Source organism: Lysinibacillus telephonicus (genome assembly GCF_003966145.1).
Taxonomy (GTDB): Bacteria; Bacillota; Bacilli; order Bacillales_A; family Planococcaceae; genus Ureibacillus; species Ureibacillus telephonicus.
The window spans coordinates 1-22,386 of sequence record NZ_RXNR01000032.1; the positions used below are offsets into that span (position 1 = coordinate 1).

General features: G+C 34.2%; 25 protein-coding genes, 1 tRNA gene, 2 pseudogenes and 1 riboswitch. Of the genes and pseudogenes, 4 read left to right on the forward strand and 24 right to left on the reverse strand.

Annotation, left to right across the window (positions count from 1 at the left end; genetic code table 11):
• Positions 1–148: 148 nt before the first annotated feature.
• The 9 genes from EKG35_RS11990 to EKG35_RS20955 form a co-directional block, all read right to left on the reverse strand.
• Complete coding sequence (locus tag EKG35_RS11990) at positions 149–1,213, reverse strand: DUF4179 domain-containing protein (RefSeq protein ID WP_126294699.1); 1,065 nt, start codon at positions 1,211–1,213, stop codon at positions 149–151.
• The gene (locus tag EKG35_RS11995; protein WP_246020334.1) at positions 1,188–1,736 is read right to left on the reverse strand and encodes a sigma-70 family RNA polymerase sigma factor; all 549 of its coding nucleotides are present in this window, start codon (positions 1,734–1,736) and stop codon (positions 1,188–1,190) included. The genes EKG35_RS11990 and EKG35_RS11995 overlap by 26 nt, the downstream gene beginning before the upstream one ends.
• A gap of 108 nt (positions 1,737–1,844) precedes the next feature.
• Complete coding sequence (locus EKG35_RS12000; protein WP_126294701.1) at positions 1,845–2,285, reverse strand: hypothetical protein; 441 nt, start codon at positions 2,283–2,285, stop codon at positions 1,845–1,847.
• A gap of 97 nt (positions 2,286–2,382) precedes the next feature.
• On the reverse strand, positions 2,383–2,727 hold the full coding sequence (locus EKG35_RS12005; RefSeq protein ID WP_126294702.1) for a DUF3147 family protein: 345 nt from the start codon (positions 2,725–2,727) through the stop codon (positions 2,383–2,385).
• Positions 2,727–3,119, reverse strand: a complete 393-nt coding sequence (locus EKG35_RS12010; RefSeq protein WP_126294703.1) for a MarR family winged helix-turn-helix transcriptional regulator — start codon at positions 3,117–3,119, stop codon at positions 2,727–2,729. The genes EKG35_RS12005 and EKG35_RS12010 overlap by 1 nt, the downstream gene beginning before the upstream one ends.
• 153 nt (positions 3,120–3,272) lie before the next feature.
• A complete protein-coding gene (locus tag EKG35_RS12015) occupies positions 3,273–6,413 on the reverse strand; it encodes an S-layer homology domain-containing protein (RefSeq protein WP_126294704.1) in 3,141 nt (1,046 codons plus the stop codon).
• A 362-nt stretch (positions 6,414–6,775) separates the two neighbouring features.
• Positions 6,776–7,255, reverse strand: coding sequence for an energy coupling factor transporter S component ThiW (thiW, locus tag EKG35_RS12020; protein WP_126294705.1), 480 nt, complete (start codon positions 7,253–7,255; stop codon positions 6,776–6,778).
• Positions 7,256–7,358: 103 nt separating this feature from the next.
• Positions 7,359–7,447: riboswitch (TPP riboswitch) on the reverse strand.
• A gap of 86 nt (positions 7,448–7,533) precedes the next feature.
• The gene (locus tag EKG35_RS12025; RefSeq protein WP_126294706.1) at positions 7,534–7,854 is read right to left on the reverse strand and encodes a hypothetical protein; all 321 of its coding nucleotides are present in this window, start codon (positions 7,852–7,854) and stop codon (positions 7,534–7,536) included.
• Positions 7,855–7,903: 49 nt separating this feature from the next.
• Positions 7,904–8,095, reverse strand: coding sequence for a hypothetical protein (locus tag EKG35_RS20955; RefSeq protein WP_126294707.1), 192 nt, complete (start codon positions 8,093–8,095; stop codon positions 7,904–7,906).
• 26 nt (positions 8,096–8,121) lie between these two features.
• Here EKG35_RS20955 and EKG35_RS12035 point away from each other — a divergent pair, with 26 nt between their 5' ends.
• The 3 genes and pseudogenes from EKG35_RS12035 to EKG35_RS21155 form a co-directional block, all read left to right on the forward strand.
• A complete protein-coding gene (locus EKG35_RS12035) occupies positions 8,122–8,634 on the forward strand; it encodes a cysteine hydrolase family protein (RefSeq protein WP_126294708.1) in 513 nt (170 codons plus the stop codon).
• A 430-nt stretch (positions 8,635–9,064) separates the two neighbouring features.
• Positions 9,065–9,406, forward strand: a pseudogene (locus EKG35_RS12040) (transposase); the annotation flags it as partial.
• An 18-nt stretch (positions 9,407–9,424) separates the two neighbouring features.
• Positions 9,425–9,573 (forward strand): annotated as a pseudogene (locus tag EKG35_RS21155) (transposase); the annotation flags it as partial.
• A gap of 210 nt (positions 9,574–9,783) precedes the next feature.
• Here EKG35_RS21155 and EKG35_RS12050 read toward each other — a convergent pair.
• From EKG35_RS12050 to EKG35_RS12060, 3 genes are all read right to left on the reverse strand, one after another.
• Positions 9,784–10,467 (reverse strand): TraR/DksA C4-type zinc finger protein, encoded by a 684-nt coding sequence (locus EKG35_RS12050; RefSeq protein WP_126294742.1) that lies wholly within the window; start codon positions 10,465–10,467, stop codon positions 9,784–9,786.
• Positions 10,468–10,784: 317 nt separating this feature from the next.
• Positions 10,785–10,856 (reverse strand) — tRNA-Asn (locus EKG35_RS12055).
• A gap of 903 nt (positions 10,857–11,759) precedes the next feature.
• Positions 11,760–12,542: a TerC family protein gene (locus EKG35_RS12060; protein WP_126294711.1), complete on the reverse strand. Its 783-nt coding sequence runs from the start codon at positions 12,540–12,542 to the stop codon at positions 11,760–11,762.
• A 736-nt stretch (positions 12,543–13,278) separates the two neighbouring features.
• Here EKG35_RS12060 and EKG35_RS20960 point away from each other — a divergent pair.
• Positions 13,279–13,455, forward strand: a complete 177-nt coding sequence (locus EKG35_RS20960; RefSeq protein WP_185807739.1) for a hypothetical protein — start codon at positions 13,279–13,281, stop codon at positions 13,453–13,455.
• Between the two features lie 284 nt (positions 13,456–13,739).
• Here EKG35_RS20960 and EKG35_RS12065 read toward each other — a convergent pair whose 3' ends face one another.
• The 12 genes from EKG35_RS12065 to EKG35_RS12110 form a co-directional block, all read right to left on the reverse strand.
• Positions 13,740–14,108, reverse strand: a complete 369-nt coding sequence (locus EKG35_RS12065; protein ID WP_126294712.1) for a DUF4181 domain-containing protein — start codon at positions 14,106–14,108, stop codon at positions 13,740–13,742.
• A gap of 11 nt (positions 14,109–14,119) precedes the next feature.
• Complete coding sequence (locus tag EKG35_RS20755; protein ID WP_148103515.1) at positions 14,120–14,473, reverse strand: hypothetical protein; 354 nt, start codon at positions 14,471–14,473, stop codon at positions 14,120–14,122.
• 279 nt (positions 14,474–14,752) lie between these two features.
• Positions 14,753–15,190, reverse strand: a complete 438-nt coding sequence (locus tag EKG35_RS12070) for an SRPBCC family protein (RefSeq protein WP_126294713.1) — start codon at positions 15,188–15,190, stop codon at positions 14,753–14,755.
• A 4-nt stretch (positions 15,191–15,194) separates the two neighbouring features.
• Complete coding sequence (locus EKG35_RS12075) at positions 15,195–15,629, reverse strand: SRPBCC family protein (protein WP_246020335.1); 435 nt, start codon at positions 15,627–15,629, stop codon at positions 15,195–15,197.
• 260 nt (positions 15,630–15,889) lie between these two features.
• Positions 15,890–16,063, reverse strand: a complete 174-nt coding sequence (locus EKG35_RS20965; RefSeq protein ID WP_185807740.1) for a hypothetical protein — start codon at positions 16,061–16,063, stop codon at positions 15,890–15,892.
• A gap of 205 nt (positions 16,064–16,268) precedes the next feature.
• Positions 16,269–16,889, reverse strand: a complete 621-nt coding sequence (locus tag EKG35_RS12080) for a bifunctional 4-hydroxy-2-oxoglutarate aldolase/2-dehydro-3-deoxy-phosphogluconate aldolase (protein ID WP_185807741.1) — start codon at positions 16,887–16,889, stop codon at positions 16,269–16,271.
• Between the two features lie 10 nt (positions 16,890–16,899).
• The gene (locus EKG35_RS12085) at positions 16,900–17,847 is read right to left on the reverse strand and encodes a sugar kinase (RefSeq protein ID WP_126294715.1); all 948 of its coding nucleotides are present in this window, start codon (positions 17,845–17,847) and stop codon (positions 16,900–16,902) included.
• 23 nt (positions 17,848–17,870) lie between these two features.
• Entirely contained in the window at positions 17,871–18,635 is a 765-nt protein-coding gene (gene kduD / locus EKG35_RS12090) for a 2-dehydro-3-deoxy-D-gluconate 5-dehydrogenase KduD (RefSeq protein WP_126294716.1), read from the reverse strand.
• A 55-nt stretch (positions 18,636–18,690) separates the two neighbouring features.
• Positions 18,691–19,446 carry a 2-dehydro-3-deoxy-D-gluconate 5-dehydrogenase KduD gene (gene kduD / locus EKG35_RS12095; protein WP_126294717.1) on the reverse strand — a complete coding sequence of 252 codons (756 nt, stop codon included), beginning with the start codon at positions 19,444–19,446 and terminating at the stop codon, positions 18,691–18,693.
• A gap of 10 nt (positions 19,447–19,456) precedes the next feature.
• Positions 19,457–20,458 carry a zinc-dependent alcohol dehydrogenase gene (locus EKG35_RS12100; RefSeq protein WP_126294718.1) on the reverse strand — a complete coding sequence of 334 codons (1,002 nt, stop codon included), beginning with the start codon at positions 20,456–20,458 and terminating at the stop codon, positions 19,457–19,459.
• Between the two features lie 92 nt (positions 20,459–20,550).
• Entirely contained in the window at positions 20,551–21,855 is a 1,305-nt protein-coding gene (locus tag EKG35_RS12105) for a TRAP transporter large permease (RefSeq protein ID WP_221766332.1), read from the reverse strand.
• A 28-nt stretch (positions 21,856–21,883) separates the two neighbouring features.
• Complete coding sequence (locus tag EKG35_RS12110; protein WP_126294720.1) at positions 21,884–22,369, reverse strand: TRAP transporter small permease; 486 nt, start codon at positions 22,367–22,369, stop codon at positions 21,884–21,886.
• Positions 22,370–22,386: the final 17 nt, after the last annotated feature.

The following is a 22,386-nucleotide window of genomic DNA, read 5'->3' on the forward strand; positions in this document are numbered from 1 at the left end:
TGACTTAATTTTATCAGAAGTGGTCCTTATTTTTTATTTAAAATAATCAAAGCCGGTGAAATTTTACTTATCGTAAAATTTCACCGGCTTTTTCATCAGAGACGGGTTTTGTCCCAGCCTCATTTCCATTTATGTTTTTAACCCTTATTTAAGGAAGAGTGACAACAAAGTCTTCAAATACAAAATCCGTATCTTTAAAAGGGGGGAGTTCAGTTATTACTTCTTTGCCTGCAGCATCGATTTCCACACTACTTCCTCCCTGATGGAATTTAAAATACGGAATAACTGTTAATGTCTTAACATCAGCTGTAACTGAATCAAATAATCGTGTACCCGTCATTTGTTCCTTTCCATTGATTGTTTGAATTTTGCTGCTACCTGAATAAGACAATAGTTCTTTTCCTTTATCATCGATTACTTCAAAATCTAAATATCCATTAGACAAGTAATTTTTTTCTGCATCTGAACTTGCACTAAAAGTAAATTGAAACCCAGTTGGACCTATTTTTAAATCTGTAACAGCAAGTTCAATTCCTTCAACTTCCTGGGAATGATTAATGGCAACAGATTGAACATTTGCTTTTACATTGACTGGAGTCGAAAAATCCCACTGCTTGCCGTCTTTACTTATAAAAGTAACTCCAAGTGTAAATTCCTCAGGTAAATCATCAATTGAATCTATGTTAATAATGCCAGTTCGATAGTTTGGTGATATTTCCGTCTCCCGATAAGTACTAGCATTTGAAAATCCTTTTCCATTTATAGTGATGTTAGGTCCAGAGGATAAATAAAATTCCTCAATCGGATTGTCAGATGTCATTGAAAATCCTATCGTTAAACGTGTCTCGTCATAAAAGACTTCGTCGAGTGTAATAGACATTCCGCCAATACTCTTTGTCGCACCTACTACATTTGTTAAACCTTGCTCATTTACATGCTCTAACCCTGGCTCCCCAGACTCACTAAATACTGTTCCTATAATCGGAATCTTTGAAACAATATTCGCCATAGCAGGAGAAAAAGATGCTGAACTCATTAGCAAACCAAACCCAACAATAGCAGCACTAGCGCAATAAGCAGCTTTCTTTCGGAAAGACCTTCTTCTTTTCTGCTTATTTGTTTGAACCGTTTTTAATATGATTTCATCCAATTTATCAACTGGAACTTGGATACTATCAATCTCTTCTTTAAACAACCGAATTTTGTCTGTCATCAAAATATACCCCCTTCAACTTTGACCTTAGTACTTCTAATCCGCGCCGAATATTCGTTTTTACCGTACCTTCAGGACAGTTAAGAAATGCAGCTATTTGCTTAACTGTATAATCCTCGTAAAAACGCAGCAGCAAGACCGTTTTGTATTTCTCCTCAATTTCATCCATAGCCTGAAGAAGATCAAGCTGTTCTTCATTTTGTAAATGCTCAGTAGTTCCTATATATTCAAGAGCTTCATTACTTAGTGAAACTAACTTTTGCTTCTTCTTTAATGCTGCTATCGCTGAATTAATTAAAATTTTCATTACCCAAGTTGAAAAATAATCGTTATTTCTCAGTGTATGAATCGAAGTAAGGGCTTTACAAAGACTTTCTTGAAACACTTCGAGAGCATCGTCTTCATTTCGCATATACATATATGCCATTCTATACATCTTTTCTTTTTCTTCGTGGATCAATGTTTGAAATGCTTCAAAATCTCCTTTCTTAGCACGCTTTACTAACTTTAATTTTCTTTCCAATCCACACCCTCCTTTCTTCTTACTTATTAGAGAAATTGGTGCATCAAAATGATTCAAATTTAATAAAAAAAACGGCATCCATTATTGGAAGCCGTTTTTTAAAAAGACTTAATTTTGTGATCGCCTTTTCACTTTTATAAGAAACAATAAACATATTATTATAACGATTAAAATAATGATAGGTACAACGTTGGTAAATAAATTCCTCCAATGAAAAGGCGCTTTTTGGATATATACTGCCTTTTGCCACACACCGTCTTCTACTTCAACAGCAATTACAGAAGAAGTTGGTATGTCATTAATTTTAAAATACTTTGTACCTTTTGGATAACTATTTGAAGCATTTCCATAGTAATCTCCGGACATATCATTCGGTCTTGTTTCTACTTCCCCAATACTCTCGCCTATTTCACTTTCTAGGAGTTTTTCTTCGGTAACTTTATAAACTTTCCCATCCCATACAACAAATGCATATGCCCAGCTGAGAGCCTGAACAGACGATGAATACATAAATATAAATAGTAAGAAAAACAATACTACTTTTTTCAAAGTTACCAACTCCCCTTTATGAGCCAATCCAAATTAATTGCTTCATATATATCATTCTACAAAAAGAGCATTTTTCCTTGATTAGAATAAAAACAATCTATAAATGAAGATTAAACTTTACAAATATTAGTTTTTGAATAGCTAAAAGGAATCCCCAAGAGGCAACTCCTGCTAAAAATGCAATAAGGAAGGAAAAGGAGTTTTTCAACATCACATATATGACAAGCAACATTATAATCGTTGCCGGCAACCCGATAATAACTCCCATTGTAAAAGTTTGAATTTGCTTTATTGTTTCACCTTGTATAGTTAGCCAAAATATACTGAGAAGGCTGATTAGCGGCAGTGCTGCGATAATACCGCCATAAAGAGGGAATTTTTTAGCAAACTCAGTTACAAGTGCAATGATGACAGCTGACGTAAAAAGTTTAATCCATACCATTATTTCGCTGCCTCGCTCAACAACCGAAATGCTTGTAAAATTAACTGTTGATCCTCTTCACTTAGCTTATTCAATGTTGCTTGTAATTTTTGCTCATCTAATTCAGTGTTTTGCTTAACGATTTGTAACCCTTCCTCAGTTAACTGCAAGTAAACTTTTCGTTGATCCTCTTCTGAGCGCTGTTTTATAATCCAGCCATGATTCACGAGCTTTTTTACATGTTCTGATGCCGTGTTATGCGAAATCCCCAATGCTTCTGATAAAAAACGAACGGTTACGGAATGTTCTTTTTGAACTATTTGCAAAATCCGTACGCTTTGGTGGGAAATCATCTGTTCATGCTTTGGATGAAGATGATAATAAATATCCGTAAAATAAGTGTTAAGTTCCATATAGCACCTCTCAATTACATCGTTACAACAGATTATATCGTATAATGCGATATAATTGAAGCTTTTATTAATCTTAAGTACTATAAAAGCCGAATTTCTCCGTATTAGAACGAGAAATTCGGCTTTTTCAATCTCTAGCTTCACTTGAAAGAATTATTTAATATAAACTTTAATAGTTTGAGTTTTATCGTCAATTGTTAATGTAAGATTGAATGAATCACCTATAGTAAGTCCATCTTCACCTAACTTAATTGTCATACTAGTAGTACCATTTGAAGAAACGATATTTTTATCATTATCTGAAATAATATCAGTAATAATCGGTTTAATATAGTCCGAAGTTCCGTCATAGAATTCTACTTTGCCAGTAGAATTATTAATTGAAATAGGTTTATTATTATACTGATCCTTTATTTCAATTGTTCCTTCTTCAACAAGCTCTTCAATGATTTCGCTAGCTGTTAATATTAGATCTTCAGAAACATCATTATATTCAATTTCTATCTCTTCTAAAGTTTTTTTAGTTAGTCCACTAGTATCATTAACCTTGAAACTATTTGCGATTGCATCTTCACGAGCAAGAGTTAAAGTATATCTAATCGTCTCTCCTGTGTCGTTGATTGTAACAACAATATCAGCTTTATATTGATCCGTTTCATTATCTAATATGTCATCAGCTTCAATTGTTGCAGTATCTGCAGTTACTTTTTTGCCATCGGTACTTAAATATTCGCTTTCAGCATGTATATTATATTTACTGTTTGGAATATCAACTTCACGATCTCCGATGAGGCCAACTACTTTGATTCCTGCATCATCGACTTTGACAAATTCATCTCCACCGTATAGAAGTTTATCACTCTTTACTTTAAATGAATCGAAATCTTCCATTTCAATTGAACGGAAGGTAACATCAAATTTATCTTCAATTACATTCCCTTCAACATCACGAGCTACTAACTTAAATTGGATTGTAGCACTACCTTCTTCATGAGACTTTACCACGAATTTATGTGATGTATTCGTAACAGTGAAAATGTCTTTATTAGATGAAGTTGCACTTATTTCATAGTATTGGTAGCCGTTCACACCACCAGGCTTTTCAGCAGTACCTACTGATTTTTTATTAAAAACGCGACCATATTGATCTTCCAGAACTAACTCTTCATCTCTTGAATCACCTAATAAAACATAATTATGAACTAAACTTTTCACACTTGTGATTCTTGCTGGATGTGCATTAGGTTCCACTAGTAATGTTAATGTATTTTCAATCCCTGATTGATCTACTTCGATATCAATATCGTAATCTTCTGCTTCATCGGTGAAATTATCAGCAGTTTCAAATTTTAAATATACTTTTTCTTTTTCTTTTACAAAAGTAAACACACTTGAAGCCTTGCCTGATAATTTGGTTAGACCGCTATCCCAATCGATGATAATTTTTTCATCCTTTAAATCTTCATTCAACGCTTTTATATCTGTAATTAACTCACCATTTTGATCAGTTGCAGTAACAGGTAATTTTACAGTTTCATCACCAGCAATCACTTCACCTGGTGAACTTAGTTTAATCTCATATACTTCAGAACTGTGTTCAACCGTGTAGGTTTTACTTGTGATCTCACCTGTAGCCTTCGCACGGAATTCTACAATATTTTCTCCGCCAACTAAATCTTCTGGGTCATCAATTACTAATTTCAATGCAAAATAGTATTCTCCATCAACATTCATAACTTCGATTTTATCTTCGTCTTCTAAATCGAAAATATCCTTATTTGATACACTTGCACGAATTCCTCTTTGTACTTCATCTAAAATTGTTGTATCGCTTGTTGAAGATGAAGATTTAACATCATCTGCAAATTCAGCATCAATATCGACTCCATACTGATCTTTAACATTGAAAAGTAAGTAAAATTCTTCTACTGCATTTTGACCAGCAGCGTCTTTAAGGTTTTTAGTAGTTAATTCTTTATTGCCTGAATTATAAATACTTAATAATTCTACTGAACCCGGCTCACTTATGTCTGATAATTGTACATCTTGATTTACATCAATCTCAAAGTCACCATTTTTATATGTAAATTCTACTGAACCAGTTTTATCATCATCTTCGTCTTTTTCAACCCATACAATGAATTTTCCATTTTCAACAGTGATATCATCTTTGTTAACATCGATACCACGAACTCGTTCATCCACAAAACGGTTAGCATTAATATTTTTTGTTATATCTTCACCGTATTGGTTTAAGGCTTCAAAAGCGATTACTGCTTGGTTATAATCACCTTTTGTTTTACCAGTAAACACTAATTTATTTGATAAAAAATGAATATCTGATACCTCTTCACGAGATGTTGTTACTGAAGCAGTTAAATCTTTTTTTGCAACACCACTTACTGTTAAGCTATAAGTTCCGTCAGAGAATTTATGGTCAACTGTTATAACTGCTTTCGTTTTTTCTTCGTTCCACTCAACTTTGCCTACTGTAATCGCCGTAGTACCACGAGTTACTGTAAATTTAGCAGTGTCTGCGGATGTTACTGCACCGTCAAATTCAACTGTTAATTGACTTACAGCAGTTGCCGCTAATGATTTAATTGTAACTTCAGCAGCTGGTTTAGCAGAAGCATTTAATGTACGATTTAAAAATGATGCAAATTGTGCACGAGTCACCGTTTTTTTCGGTTGAAAGTTGTCTACGTTAGAAATGCCAATGTTACGCAAAGCTTGAATTACTCCACGAGCTTCTTCCTTGGCTGCTGCCAAGTCAGCAACAGTTAAGCTTTCCGAACCTGCTGCTAATTCCACTAAAGATTTGCCATAAACCACTTTGTAGGCACGGTCAAAAGTAAGAGCCATGTTTTCACGAGTAATGCTGTCTGCAGCGTTTAAGTTGCCGTCAGTGCCGATGAATATACCGTTATCTTTAACTAGTGCAGCATATTTCACCAATTCTTGGTCAACTGCATCTACAGCAACATCATCGAAACGTTGAACTGTATTATAATCAGCTGGGAATTCGAAACCTTGAGATTCGACCCATTTACCAAGCATTTTAACAACCTGACCACGAGTTAATTCCGCGTTTGGTTTAAAAGTTCCGTCCTCGTACCCATTGATAATGCCAGCTTCAACTAATGCGCTAATATTCTCGGCATGCGAGTTTGCTGCATCAACATCTGGAAATGTTGATGCAGCCGAAACAGCTGGTACAATCGCAGACGCTACTAAAGAAGCTGTTGCCGCAGTTGATAGGAATTTTTTGTATTTTTTTGGTTGGTTAGTCATTAGAGAAATTCCTCCTGTATTTACTAGATTTAATAATGTTATCGATTCGTATTTAATTACCACTTATTCTATGTATGACTTCTCAGTTGATATTGATAATCATTATCATTAAGAATGATTATAGCATTCCTTTTGTTTTCGTCAATACTTTCCAAATTTTTATTTTCTAAAAAATTGTTTTAAAGAATGCTAGAAATCAAGCTAAACTGTACATATAAGAGTAATTCGAATTTCTCATTCTATTATGTCCCGATAAGGGGGGAATTCAAATAACAAATCGAAATTTTTAACCAATTATTTACAATCTGTTTAATTATATAAGGTTGAATCTATTTTTACATGATGCTTTATCACTACACTTGTTATAGTACTTTATTTCGAACTAATAGTTTTAATACTGCATAGCCAAGGACAGCCCCTACAAATGAACTTGCAATAAAGGCTGGAAGTAAGCCAAATAATGTTGTATCCTGCCCTAACAATAATACTCCAATCGGATAAGTAGCCATCGCTCCTAAAATACCCGTCCCTATAACTTCCCCTGTTGCTGTCAGCTCTAAATTTTTTGTTTTCGTATATAGTACGCCAGCTAACAAAGCACCAATCATGCTGCCTGGATAAGCAAATAAACTCCCAGTCCCTAATAGATTTCGCAATGTTGATGTTAAAAAGGCTTGTATTACAGCATATGCAGGTCCTAGCAATACAGCTGAAATAACATTAGCTAAATGTTGAATTGGGAATGCTTTAGCAAATCCAAGTGGAATATAAATTGTTGTGCTAGCTGCTGTTGTTATTGCCGAAATAATTGCTGTGTAGGTAATCCTTTTCGTTTTATTCATCCATCTTTCCCTCTTTCTTTTGTTAAGCTAAACCACTATCCTGATTAGGATCACAATTCTTTCAACAAAAAAACTATTTACAGAACGTAAATAGGGAAAATGGCAAAAAACGTGTACACTTCCCTACGTTAGTCCTAACTAAATCAGGTTCAAAGGGTACTTCTCAGCCTGTTGGCGCCCCTAGTGTTTAGCTATTTAATTATATTTATCTTAACAATTCCCAGGAATTTTACAACATTATCTAAAATAACTTTGGTTTTTCCCTAATGTTGTTGGGGTTAATATACTTTGTTATTTTTACGCGGTTTCACATACTTTTTACGCGGTTTTTTGTTGTTTTTACGCGGTTTCACATACTTTTTACGCGGTTTTTTGTTGTTTTTACGCGCTTTCGAGCGATATTTACGCGCTTTTACTGCTTTTTTACGTGCTTTGTTATTTTTACGCGGTTTCACATACTTTTTACGCGGTTTTTTGTTGTTTTTACGCGGTTTCACATATATTTTACGCGGTTTTTTGTTGTTTTTACGCGCTTTCAAGCGATATTTAAGCGCTTTTACTGCTTTTTTACGTGCTTTGTTATTTTTACGCGGTTTCACATATTTTTTACGCGGTTTTTTGTTGTTTTTACGCGCTTTCGGACGATATTTACGCGCTTTTACTGCCTTTTTTACGTGCTTTGTTATTTTTACGCGGTTTCACATATTTTTTACGCGGTTTTTTGTTGTTTTTACGCGGTTTTTTCACGTTCTTCGGACGATATTTAAGCGTATTTACTACAATTACATTTTCAATTTTTATGTAGTTTTGTAAATATTTAAATGTTAGAATCATTAACATATTTCAAAATGAAAGAGGTAAAAATTATGGAGACTTGTGCAGATGTTTTAATCGTTATCGATTTGCAAAATGGCGTATGTTACAGTGGAGATCATTTATTTGATTTAGAAATTTTACTTACTAAAGTAAATAATAGAATCGCCTTATATAGAAAATTACATAAACCAATCATTTTTGTTCAGCACTGCGATGAAGATTTGGTGCCTGAAGGAGAACTTTGGGCTATTAATGCCCATCTAGATGTACAAGAACAAGATTTTTTTGTAAGAAAAACTCATGCAAACTCTTTTTACAAAACGAATTTAAAAAATCTTTTAGACCAATTAGCTGTTCACCATATTGAATTTTGCGGCGCCCAAACAGAATACTGCATGGATGCTACGATTAAATTTGCACATGGATTAGGATATAAAAACTTCATGGTACAAAAAGCAACCTCTACTTTAAATAACCCATATATGTCTGCCAAAGAGACAATAGATTTTTATGAGAATATTTGGAACCACAGATTTTTAGAATTGATAGAAGATGAATCTTAGAGGATTCATCACTTTTTTTATGTAGTACATGAAATCCTATGCAAGCAAAATAAGTGTAATATTGTGTAATCGCGATAAAATTATTTAATTTTAAATCCCAAAACGCATTACACCGTCAGCATCTCTGGACGGTGTAAAAATAAAATTGTTTAATTTTTGGTGCAATTGCTGAATAACACGTCTTAGATGTTACAATAAGGTCGTTTGAAACTCTCAGTTTTATTCAACAATAGCGCCCGATGTTGAACAACTTATGGAATTTCTTTATGTTTTATAGCATCAAGATTATTAACTCCCATTTGTTCAAATCTAATTACTAACCAAGGAATCACTATAAGTGTAATTTTATACTTGTATTTTCAACTTGAACTTTTAGTAAAAAAAGCACAATTCTTTTTAAAGAATGGCACTCCCAAAACGATTCCATATACAAATTGTTACTGATGAAAGGCTATTAGCTAAAAAAGGAATTTCATCTGCTATAGATCCAGATGCCCGATTTGGACGTAAGTCCATATCAAAATCCTTTTTCGGATATAAAACACATTTAACAATGACAGAAGAAGAAATTATTACAGATTTAGTTGTTACATCTGGGAATGAAGATGATGGAAGGCAATTACAGACTTTAGTAAATAACTCTCGAAACAAACATCTGACTATAAAAGAAGTTTTTGCAGATACAGCATACTCATCAAAGGATAACTTATCTTTCCTACAAACAGAAAACATAAAGGCCAATATTCCACTAAATCCAATTGTTTACGGTCAACGCAAAGGGACCCATAAACGAATTGAACATAAAATGCTGAACTTAAGAACGCACATAGAATGACCAGGGCAAAATACCGTGGTCTATTTGGCATGAAAATGCAAGCGTATCTCACTGCATTTGTTGTAAATGTAAAAAGAATGATAAAACTACAGGAAGCCAACTAAGGGCTTTTTATAGGCAATAATGACAAAAAAGTCTCTGGTAATAAAAAATTTAAATTACTAGAGACTTTTTTGTAGTATTTTTTAAAGTTTCTTTCTTTTTGCAGTGCCCTCTTTTAAAAGAATTACGCTCGATTATGGGAGCCGTTAATTAAGCTAAAGTAACTGTTACTTCAATAACGGTTTTTGTTAGACTCATTTTGAATCCCACATTTAATCCTCTAAATAATCAAATTTTCTCGCGTGTTCTACTTCCCGAATGGAAACTTGACGTGTTAATTCATCTGTTTCAGAGATGTGGTAGGAATCCCATTCGTCATTAACGGCAATTTCTTCCGGGTCTTCGTATAATTCATCATAATTATCAAAATCCCCTTCAAAATCAGACGGTGTTTCGGATGTTCCATATTTTGCTACAACTTGAAACGTATCTTCATAATCATGAATATCATCCTTGTCATCTCGGCCAGAAAAAGAATTGTCAACTGGAGGAAGAATCACCTGCTCTTCAACCGGTCGATCTGTTGGTATATCTTTTGCATCCGTATGTTCAATACAAAAAGAGGTATAGGGCAGTGCCACCAATCTTTCATATGGGATATCTTGAAGACAAACTTCACATACGCCATAGGTTCCATCCTCAATCTTTTGTAAGGCAGTATTTACTTTTGCTAACTCATCATCGTCATGGACTTTTAACGCCATATCTTTTTCACGTTCGTATAATTCGGTACCTAGATCTGCAGGATGATTATCGATTGTTGACAACTCATCAACAGAATCCCGTAGACTACCACGTTCTAAATATTCATCATCTGTATCCATTTTTCGTTGGAGCGAGTATTTTTGCTCAATTAGCATATTTTTTAACTTTGTTATCTTCTTCTCGTTTAGAATAGTCATCACGTCCTTTTTATTATTATGAACAAATTTTGATTGGAGTATTTGTCTAAGGAAAAGTTTAAATAAAGACAAGAACAATTTATAAAATTCACAACATCTTCAAGGCTTTCAACTAGAAATCAATTATCTTTAAAGGCGTTGCTTCAACATCAACCCTTAAACGGAAAAAGACACATTCCTTGTAAAGAAATGTCCCAGATTGTTGAATATCAAAAAATAAAGCTGTTAAATGGTAATAATAAAAACGAACGCTCATCCTTTTTCAAGAATAGCGTTAGTTTAGATTTGGAATTTAAATTAATGATTTTATACTCCGAAGGTAGGACTCGAACCTACGACCAATCGGTTAACAGCCGATTGCTCTACCACTGAGCTACTTCGGAAAGGTGTTATGGCCTTTATTTCCTACTTGATTATACTTGCCAAACATAAATCAATTTATACTATTAATTCTTTTTGTTAAAGAGTTTCTGTAAATCCTTGTTTTTCAGATATTTCCCTCGAGGATTTTATACTTCATTACGGAGAGCAATCCATTCGATTATTAAGATATTCTTTTAGTTATCAAAAATAATAAAAACCCAGAATAATTTATGAAAAAGCGAAATTATTCTGACGTCAGATAAGCGTAATTATACAACTTCTCGTTAATCTATAATATGTTTAATTACCGCTTGTTATTATGGTTGTCATTGTTGTTACAGCCAAATCTTCAGCAAACTCCTCACGGTTGTTACGGTTGTCAGCATCATTTTTTTGATGGTTGTTACGCTGGTTGTTGTTGTTTCACCTCCACAATTAAATATAATTTGAAAGTTTATTACTATAGGTAGGCAATTAATAATGGGTATACAATTCCATGCTTTTAACTTCGAATTTACTCCAAGGTTGTTTTCTCCACTGATTGAGTGATGAATACTTTACGTCTAATTGTTAGTATGTTTTTCATGCTTCTGGTATCAATTGTAGCTAAAGTAGTTTATTCCGCAGTATGGCTCAATTGTTGAATAACATGACTGGAGTTTTTTATTATAAATTAAACGACTTTACTGTAAATTAATTATATATCTGTACAAATATCTTATCGGAAAATTTTATTAATAAAAAACTACCAAAAATCAGTATACCCGCCCTAAATAGCCTTTTTTTAAGGTGACAAAACTGTTTAATCCTATAAACAATTAGTGTGATAATTAAGCCAAATAAAAAATGTACATAACTAAGTTGATTTTAGTTATGTACACTTTTATCTTTTCCCTAATGAGGCTTAGCAGTTCCCTAACAAATTAAAGTGTTGTCTGTTGAACTTCTTCTTTTTTATCTTTCGACATGAACCAACCTACTGCAGCAATTATGATTAACACTGCATAGAAGATTAGTTTCCATTCAGTAGAGTGAGCAAAATCATGGGATATAACCCCGATTTCAGGGTGACCCAGCGTTAACACCGCTAGCTTTACTCCTACCCATCCAACAATTGCAAAAGCTGCTATTTCAAGACCTGGTCTCGATTGTAGCAATTTAACAAACAAGTTTGCTGCAAAGCGCATAATGACTAAACCTATAAATCCACCAATAAAGATGACAAGGAACTTTCCTCCGTCCATTCCACCAATCTGTGGGAGATTTGTGTTTGGAAGTGTCATTGCAAGGGCTACCGCTGCGAGAATAGAGTCGACTGCAAAAGCGATATCAGCTAACTCAACTTTTATAACTGTGCCCCAAAACCCTGACTGTTTCTTCTCTTTTTCTTCTGTCTCCTCTTGCTCTTCCTTCTTTTTAAACACCAGTTTCCTCACGATATGGTTAATAGCAATGAATAGAAGATATAATGCTCCGATTGCTTGAATTTGCCATACATCGACAAGGAAGGAAATAATAAATAATGAAGCGAAACGGAAAACAAAAGCTCCAGCTAACCCATAAAACAGTGCTTTTTTCCTTTCTTGTTCTGGAAGATGCTTCACCATAATCGCTAAAACAAGTGCGTTATCAGCTGCAAGCAATCCCTCAAGAGCAACTAATAATAATAATACCCAACCATACTCCATTAAAATCGATATATCCAACGTATTAATCCTCCTTAGGATAGTTTATACACAAATCCATTTCCATTTCTCAAATTTAATTCAAAACACTTACGAAAATTAATTTATCCTACCTTCATCTATCATCTCCATTTCAAAAAATTCACATATTGAATGTTCTAATTGATCTGACTTAGATTTATATAAACAAAAAACCTTTACCAGACATGGTAAAGGTTTTAAAAAAACAAAAGACCTTTACCTTATTTAGGTAAAGGTCTTGCTAACAATGAGTTCATTGCCAACGAAGCCGGGAAGAAGAAATCTTCCGAAATGACGACTTGGTTGTAAAAGCTACTCCCCTTTAGGAGAACTATTCAAATATTAACTTAAATATATGATAATAATGATCCTTTGTCAATAGTATATCAAAAATTACATTTAGGACTACAAAAGGGATAAATTCACATTCAAATTTACCCATAAAGTTTTTTTAGTATCATTTTTAATTGATTTTGGACCTAATCGGATGTTGATTTTAACTTTATTTTTATAAAATGGTAATTTATACCTATCCCCTTTTTAAGAAAATATGTAATTATAATTTATATATTATATTGTAAAAAAATGTAATTGTATTTAGAAGATTTTATTTACTGGAATTAGAACATTTGGATTATGTTTAAGCAGGAACAGATTTAACTAATGACTGTTAATTCAAGAGATATCTCATCTATACAACATTATTCCATTGATAAAAAGTAGGGGGAAGGTTAGAATGATTGAACATATTGCTAAATGGTTATTGCTTGCTATACTTATCATCTCATCAATTAGTTTGGTTATTGTCTTTCAATTAGATTACGTAGCTGAGGCGTTAATTGCTAGGGCGCTTCCATTATCTATTGTGATTGGCCTTTCTTCAATAGCTACTTCCATAATTTTTCGGAAATAGAATAATTATATGTATTAAGGGAGCTTTTTAGGGACCTTTCACTTTTTAAATGTATAGTAAATATAGATGATTTACTCAGGGGGGCGTGTTATTGTTCATCCAATATAATATCTTGACTTTATTTACCTCAATTTGTTCAATTATTAATTGAACATGTTCTACCTCATCAACTTAAGATTCTAATATAACTTTTCAGTCTTTTGATAATTTTTATCACTCCCATTAATAAATGACAATGACAAATTTTTAATCAAGATAATGAATTACGATTTGAATAACGATAATTATAGCGGTATCCATATTATCATTTCGCTTATAGTCAAAATGGATTGTTTAGGATTATCTGAATATCTCCACTCAAAAAATGCCTTTACTGCAAAATCAATTGTAGTAAAAATGACTAGTACAATTAGAGAAAGTATTGCAGGATATTCCTGAAGCTCTATAGAGTAAAAAACTAGTAGAATTAAAATTATTGATGAAGAAATTCTAATTCCCCAATCCACTTTTTTATGTAATTCGTTTATATGGTTATATGAAAATAGTTTCTTTTCCTCTTTTTCAATATTGAATATTTTTCTTAATACCAACTTAACAATTGCAATTAGAATAAATATTCCTAATGCACTTAGTGCAAACAGTAACCAAAACATTATTTTCCCCCTTAATTATTTAGAAAGGCTAAATGTTTTTTTTCTATTAATCTATGGATTATCATCAGAAGGAAGCAAATGAAATAGACGATACATGGTGCGATAAACCATGCAAATATTCCAGGAGTAAATGATAGATATAAACTAATTGGAAAAGACCAAATGAAAGCAATTAGCATAAAATATTGTTTATACATTACAGAAGAAATGAATGCTAAACAGGCAGGAAGGCACAACATAACAAATGTATTACCTGCGACATCAGCAGTTGATGATGTATAAGGGTTATAAAAAACCAGTACGATCCACAATAAAATACTAAAAACACTAGCAGTAACGCCCAAAACCAATGCTGCTATTTTCACTTAATAACCCCCTCTTTTTAATCTATATTTCTAAAAGTTTAATTTCCCGTTGTAATAGAGAAATTAACAACACCTATCTTTTATTAGCTACTTTATTGCAAATCAGCCTTAAGATATCCACTGACAACATACCTTCATCTAAGAATTTCAATCAACTACAACTCTTCCCCTTTATTATATTAAAAACTAGGGCCGTAAAGTAAAAATATGGTACTAATAATTTAATAAAATAAAAACAGTCCCATTACTATACGAATAGAACTGCTAAAGGTAAGCTATTTATTGTTTTTCAAGGATATCTTTTATTTTCTTCAAGTCTTTCATATTGGCTTTCCTCATCATGGTGGCAATAAATGGAGAGAGTAGTTTATTAAAACCCGTAGGATTGCCTTTATTTGATAGTGTCATACGCGTTCTTTTATCATCAATAGCCTGCCAGGTATAAGTAGTTTCCATTGGGAAGGGACCATTTACAGTTTTCATGACTAATTTCTTTCCTGGCTTGAATTCGACAATCTCATAGACATAAGCAAGTTCACGTCCAAGAAACTTTGCTTTAAACGCAATTTGTGATCCTAAAGCGAGTGGTTTCGGCGTTTTCCATTCTGCTGAATGAATATTAACATACCATTCTGGTGCATGATCTGGGTTCGCTGCATATTCTGACACTTTCGAGATTGGGCTATTAATGGTTATTTCAGTAAATACATCCACCATGTTTTTAACTCTTTTCTACGTAATTTTTTAATAATGTGCCAAGAAGATAATCCCAGCCTTCTAAATGCTCTTGTTCCCATTGCTCATGAATTACTCCAGAAGCTGTGTGAGAAAGTTGAAGCAGTGTTCCTCCATCTTTTTCCAGAAGGCGGTAAGTATAGGCGCTATTTACAGCTCCTTTCATGCCAAGATGACCAAATAGGCGAATTTCTGTAGGAAAGTGGACATAGTAAACTTTGCCCCATACAGCTCCCTCATTTTCGCCCCAGTTTTCAATAAACTTTCCACCTGGAACCGGATCAAATGTAAAGAAAGAGGATATCCCTTTAGGAGCGATACGAAACTCCCACCAATCCCCCACATTTTTCGTTAATGCCTTAAAAACCTCTTCACGCGATGCATCGATAAATTGCTCTAGTTCAATGCGAAATTCACCCATATTAATTTTCCCTCCTTTTTGTTCCACTGTTGAACATAAATTTATAGAGAGCCTGCCGACTGCATCTATTTCCCTGCCCAGTTGTTTTACATTTCTTGAAAAGGTATCGCGTTTAGTAATTGTGTAACCTAAAAGCAATAGGATGATGAAGCATAATCATTCAACTATACTTATATAATTCCCAAACAGCGATTTTCACATTCCAACAATAAAAAGACGCTATCTCATTTGAGACAACGACCTTTTTCTAAAAATATTTGTTAGTGCATTAGTTCCTGTATTTTACTTACTACTAGATGAGTAGCAATAAATGCTAGAAAATAAACTATTACTTGCATTTCTTCAGGCACTAATGCTAAACCTCGAATCATGGCAGTTATTAAAAAAGGAATTAATATTATACATCCTAAATATACTTTTAACCTTAAATTCATTTTAACGACCCTTTCATTTTCAAAAGAGGATTTGGATAATCATACTAAAATTTATCATTTTGGTATATTAGTAAACATATTTTTATAAATTCAAAATGACAATCGAAAAAAGAAGCCCTTTTTGAACAAAATTGTTCTAAAGGGCTTCATATAGGGGGCATCAAAACTAGTTTTTTTAATTCTCAAGTTTAAACTTCATATACATTTATTTATGCAAACTTCTATTCCATGCAATCGCTTCGTTCGTAATTGCTTCCCAATTTTTTGATTGGAGCCATTCTTTTTTTATAAGATCACTGCCAGCTCCGACAATTTGTGCTCCTGCATCTATATATGATGATGCTGTTTCGAGATTAATACCACCAGTTGTCATAATTTGAATATGCGATAATGGTCCCTTTACATCTTTAATGAACTTGGTTCCTAGAGAAGAGGCTGGGAAAAGCTTTATTATTTTTGCTCCTGCACTATATGCAGTTTGCATTTCAGTTGGTGTAAATACACCTGGAATAACTGGAATATTCTTTTCAAGACATTTGTTGACTACATCCAAATTTAATGATGGGGAAACGATAAATTCTGCACCTGCATCAATAGCTTTTTCACAATCTTCCACTGTTAAGACTGTTCCTGCACCAACTACTAAAGTACCGTCATTTTGTTGCTTCACTTCACGAATCATTTCAACAGCGTTTTCAGAATCCATTGTAATTTCTACGGCTTTTATTCCACCATCCTTCAACGCTTTCACTAGTTCTTGGCAAAGCTCATACGGTATCTTTCGCAAAACTGGTATTAACTGAATACCTTGTAATTTACTATACACGGCCATCTTCCTATCGTTCGATATTTTCGCGTGTTCCTAAAAATACTTCAACATCTTCTAAATAAGGTAACCCTTCATTATCTCCTTCAACTTGAACAACCATTGCTCCAACAGCATTTGCTAAATGAATAGATTTTTCTACAGACCAATTTTGGATAATGCCGTATAGAAAAGCTGCATCAAATCCATCACCAGCTCCTACTGTATCGACAACCTTATTGACTTTAAACCCTGGTACTTGTATAAATCTACTATTCTCTAAATAGGACGCTCCGGACGCTCCATCCTTTACAATTACATGCTCAACATCATAGTTTTGGAGCGCTAGAATTATTTCTTCTTCATTTGCCGTCCCGAATAAAATTTCTAACTCTTCACGGCCTGTTAATAAAAAATCAATATAGGGCAAATAGGATAACAACGTTTCCCGCGCTTGTTCTTTTGACCAAAGCTTTAAACGAATATTCGGATCTAAAGATACTTTTACTCCATGCTGTTTCGCTATTTTTACCGCTTCTAAAATTATTTGGCGATTTTGCTCTAGTATTGCAGGAAATACTCCTGTGACATGTAAAATTTTCGTCTTTTTAATATAATCAATTGGCAACTCATCAATTTTAAATGTTTCTGTTGGCGACTTATGGCGGTAATAGAATGTTTTACTATCTCCAGAAGCATGTACTTCTTTAAAATTTAAGGATGTTGGGTAGCCCTCAATTAGTTTAACTTCCGAAACATCTATTCCTTCACCACGGACAGTATTAATAATATGTCTCCCAAATTCATCTTTTCCTAGTCGGCTAATCCATCCTGCTTTTAATCCTAAACGTGCACAGCCTATTATTACATTCAATTCGGCCCCGCCGATTTTACGCTTAAATTCACTCACATAGCGCAATGGACCTTTTTCAGATGGATCAAATGTAATCATGCCGTCTCCAATTGTAATAATATCCATTTCATTACCTCACTCAACTTGATTTAACGTCCCATCCAGCCTCCGTCTACAACTAAAACATGACCAGATACATAATCTGAGGCACGGGATGCTAAAAATACTGCCGTTCCTGCTAAATCATCAGCCTGACCCCAACGTCCTGCTGGAATACGTTCTAAAATAGATTTACTTCGTTCTTCATCATTACGAAGCGCCTCAGTGTTATTAGTAGAAATATAACCAGGTGCAATTGCATTTACTTGGATATTATGCGATGCCCATTCGTTTGCCAATGCTTTTGTCAATCCTGCAACAGCATGTTTACTTGCTGTGTAGCTCGGTACATTAATGCCTCCTTGGAATGACAACAACGACGCAATATTAATAATTTTCCCCGACTTATTAGCAATCATTTGATTACCAATTGTTTGACAAAGGGTAAATACTGAATTAATATTCACATCCAACACACGATTCCATTGTTGTACATCATGTGCAGCAGCTGGTTCACGATAAATGATACCTGCATTGTTTACTAAAATATCAATTTTATATTTATCTAAAATTGGCTGAAGATTTGATTTTAAATTTTCTACATCGCTTAGATCAATTAAAAATGTTTCATAAGTGCCTTGCAATTCAGTAATTTTATTTTGTGTTTCTTGCATATTATCTTGGTGGCCAACTAAAATTAGGTGTGCTCCAGCAGCTGCAAGCCCCACCGAAATAGCTTGCCCAATCCCTGTACGTGCTCCTGTAACTAATGCAGTTTTTCCTTTTAAAGAAAAATAATCTAAATGAAAACTCATATATCTTCTCTCCTTTTCTACTTAATAGAAGCTCTAAATTCCTAAGTATATGTTGTTATCTTCCTAACCAGCCGCCATCGATTGCAATTGTAAAACCATTAATATAATCTGAAGCACTGGATGCTAAAAAGATGACAGCACCTTGCATATCCTGCCCTGTACCCCAACGTCCAGCGGGGATGCGTTCTAATATTTGGCGGCTTCTCACCTCATCATTAATAAGCGCTTCATTCATATCTGTTGCCATATAACCAGGTGCTACACAATTTACATTGACACCTTTAGATGCCCATTCATTTGCTAAAGATTTTGTGAATTGCATAACAGCACCTTTACTTGCAGCATAGGCTGGAACTGTAATACCACCTTGGAATGATAACAAAGAAGCTACATTAATAATTTTTCCTTGCCCTCGTTCTAACATTGGCTTGCCAAAAACTTGGCATAAGCTAAATACAGCGTTAGCATTTACATTCATCACATGTTGCCAATCATCTTGAGGGAACTCTACTGCTGGATGTCTTTTTTGAACACCCGCGTTGTTTACTAAAATATCAATTTTCCCCAGCTTTTCTTCTATTATATTTAGAAGCTCTTTATGCAATTGAATATTACTAATATCAAAAGCAATCGAAACAGCTTTCACACCAAATTTCTCTAACTCTTTTACAACTTCCGGACTTTCCGCTCTTGAAATTATTGCTACATTGGCTCCTGCCTCAGCTAAGCCTAGTGCGATTTCCTTTCCTAATCCGCGGCTGCCGCCTGTAACCACAGCATTTTTACCAGTCAAATCAAATAATCGGTGCATCGGTCTCCTCCTAAAATGCGTATAATACTTTAATAGCATTCGTTGGTGTTGTTAATAATTCGAAGCCTTCCATTGCTTGTTCTGGACTTAAAACATGTGTAATAATTTCTGAGAACTGTGGAACCTCCGTCAATAAATTTAGCGCTAATTCAATATCTCGTTTTGTATAAACCCGAACAAATTGAATAGATAACTCTTTAAACATGCCTTGAATTAAATTCATTTCTGTTGGCTTCTTATATGCTGCAACAATAACAATTGTCCCTTGTACTTTTACTATTTCTGTTACTTGCTTTATTACCGCTGGATGACCTGCACAGTCAAATACATAATCAATTCCCGCATTATTTGTAATACTAGCTAACTCTTTAATAACATCATCTTTCAAAGAGTTAAATGTTTTAAACCCTAATTCTTTAGCCTTTTGTTGGCGAAGCTCATTCGCTTCAATAATGATTACCTCTGATGCTCCATATGCTCGTAGTGTTAAAGCCACACATAAGCCAATCGTTCCGGCACCGTAAACAACCGCACGATCTCCGACTAAAAACTTCGCTGTCCTAACGGCATGTACTGCTACTGCTATAGGCTCTGAGAGTGCGCCTAGCTCTAATGATAGATTTTCTGGCAATGGGATGACTTTATCCTCTTCTACCGCTACATATTCTGCCATTCCACCATCTACATCAATACCAACTAATTTCAAATCATTGCAAACATGAGATTGTCCAGTGGTGCATGGAATGCAGGAGCCACAGCTAATTAAAGGGTTAACCGTTACTTTTGTTCCAATCGGGTATTTAGGGTGTTCACTTTCAATCGTTGCCGAAAATTCATGTCCTAAAATAAGTGGTGCTTTTGCTCGAGGATGTGTGCCTGCAAATATATTTAAATCCGTTCCACAAATTCCTGCATATGCGTTTTTTAATAAAACATACCCTTTAGGCACATTCGGTTTATTTTCTTCTCTACACTCCACTTTATTAGGTGCTGTATAAACAATAGCTTTCATGCTTTTTCGTCCCTCTCTTTATAAAATTGCCTTACATGATATAGAAAGGCGACCAAAAGTACCACTTATACCTTCGGGCGCCTATTACATTGTTATTTAATAAGGCCAAATAACTTTGGTAACCATAGTGAAAGTTCCGGGATATATGTTACTAATAAAAGTACGCCGACCGTTACTGCAAAGAACGGTATTAATGGACGAATTACTTGTTCGATTTTCAATTTCGCTATACGCGCTCCGATAAATAGCACTGGTCCTACTGGAGGAGTTATTGTACCAATACTTAAGTTGAAAACAACCATAATTCCGAAATGTACTGGATCCATACCAAACTGCGTAACGATTGGTAAGAAAATCGGAGTGAAAATTAAAATAGCTGGTGTTGGATCCATAAAAGTACCAACGATTAAAAGAACAATATTCATAATTATTAAAATAACGATCATATTATCCGTAAAGCCTAATAGGGTATCGGCAATTAACTTAGGTATACCAGTAAAAGACATTACCCACGACATAATTGTAGAAACACCAATTAAGAAAATAACAATCGCTGTTGTACGCGTTGACTCCATCAAAATTCTAGGCAATTCTTTTAATTTTATAGTTTTATAAAAGAATGATAGTAACAATGAATAAACTACTGCAATTGCTGAACCTTCTGTTGCAGTAAATACACCGCCAATAATACCCCCAATTACTATTATGATCAGCAACAAACTTGGGATGGCATCGATAAATACTTTTAATGCTACATTAAATGGAACTCTTTCATTTCCTTTATAACCTTTTTTCTTTGCTATTACATAAGCAGCAATCATACATGCTATTCCCCATAAAATACCTGGGACATATCCTGCCATAAATAATGCCGCAATTGAAGTTCCACCACTTACTAAAGAAAATACGATTAGAGTATTACTCGGTGGAATTAACATACCTGTTGGTGCCGATGCAATATTAACTGCTGCACTAAAAGAACGATCGTATCCTTCTTTTTCTTGCATTGGTGCCATTGTTGAGCCAACCGCTGCTGCTGCAGCAACAGCAGAACCAGATATTGAACCAAACATCATATTGGCCAAAGTATTTGTTTGGGCTAATGACCCTGGCATTCGACCGGTTAAAACTTTAGCTAAATTTACTAGACGCATCGCAATTCCACCGTTATTCATAATAACCCCTGCTAAAATAAAGAAAGGAATTGCTAGCAACGTAAATGAATTTATTCCTGTAAACATTCGCTGTGCTGAAGTTTGAAGAGCATTTGCCGGATCTAATATAGAAAACATAGCCAGCATAGACGCAATTCCAACACTAATACTAATTGGTGCACCAATTATTAGAAAAAATGCTACCCCTGCAAATAAAATTAAAGCTGCTACCCCTGCAGACATCATCGTTTATACTGCCCCTCTCTTGTAATTACACAACTTCCAATGGCTTTTTATTTTTCAAAATAGTGTAAATATTGTAAATACAATAGAAAATAATAAATATTCCACTTACCGGCATAACTGCATATAAGTAACCGACTGGTATTTGCAGTGCCGCAGACAGTTGCTCCCATGCCAATTTTGTTATAGTTAAACCACCAGATAGTAAAACAAGAGCGGAGAAGAAAATAATACTTATTTCTATAAATATTTGAACAACCATTTTAATTTTTACTGGTAATGCATCTTGGATAAATTCAATGCGCATATGTCCATTTTCTCCGAATACAAATGCTGCACCAAATAGTACTAACCATACAAAACAATATTTTGCTAATTCTTCTGAAAAAGCACTTGGATTGTTTAATACAAAACGTGTGAAAACCTGCCACGTAACAAGAAGAACTAATGCGCCGAATAATACGACGCATATAGATGATAAAATTTTATCAAGCACTTTTTTTGTTGTTTCCATATGAAATCACCACCACT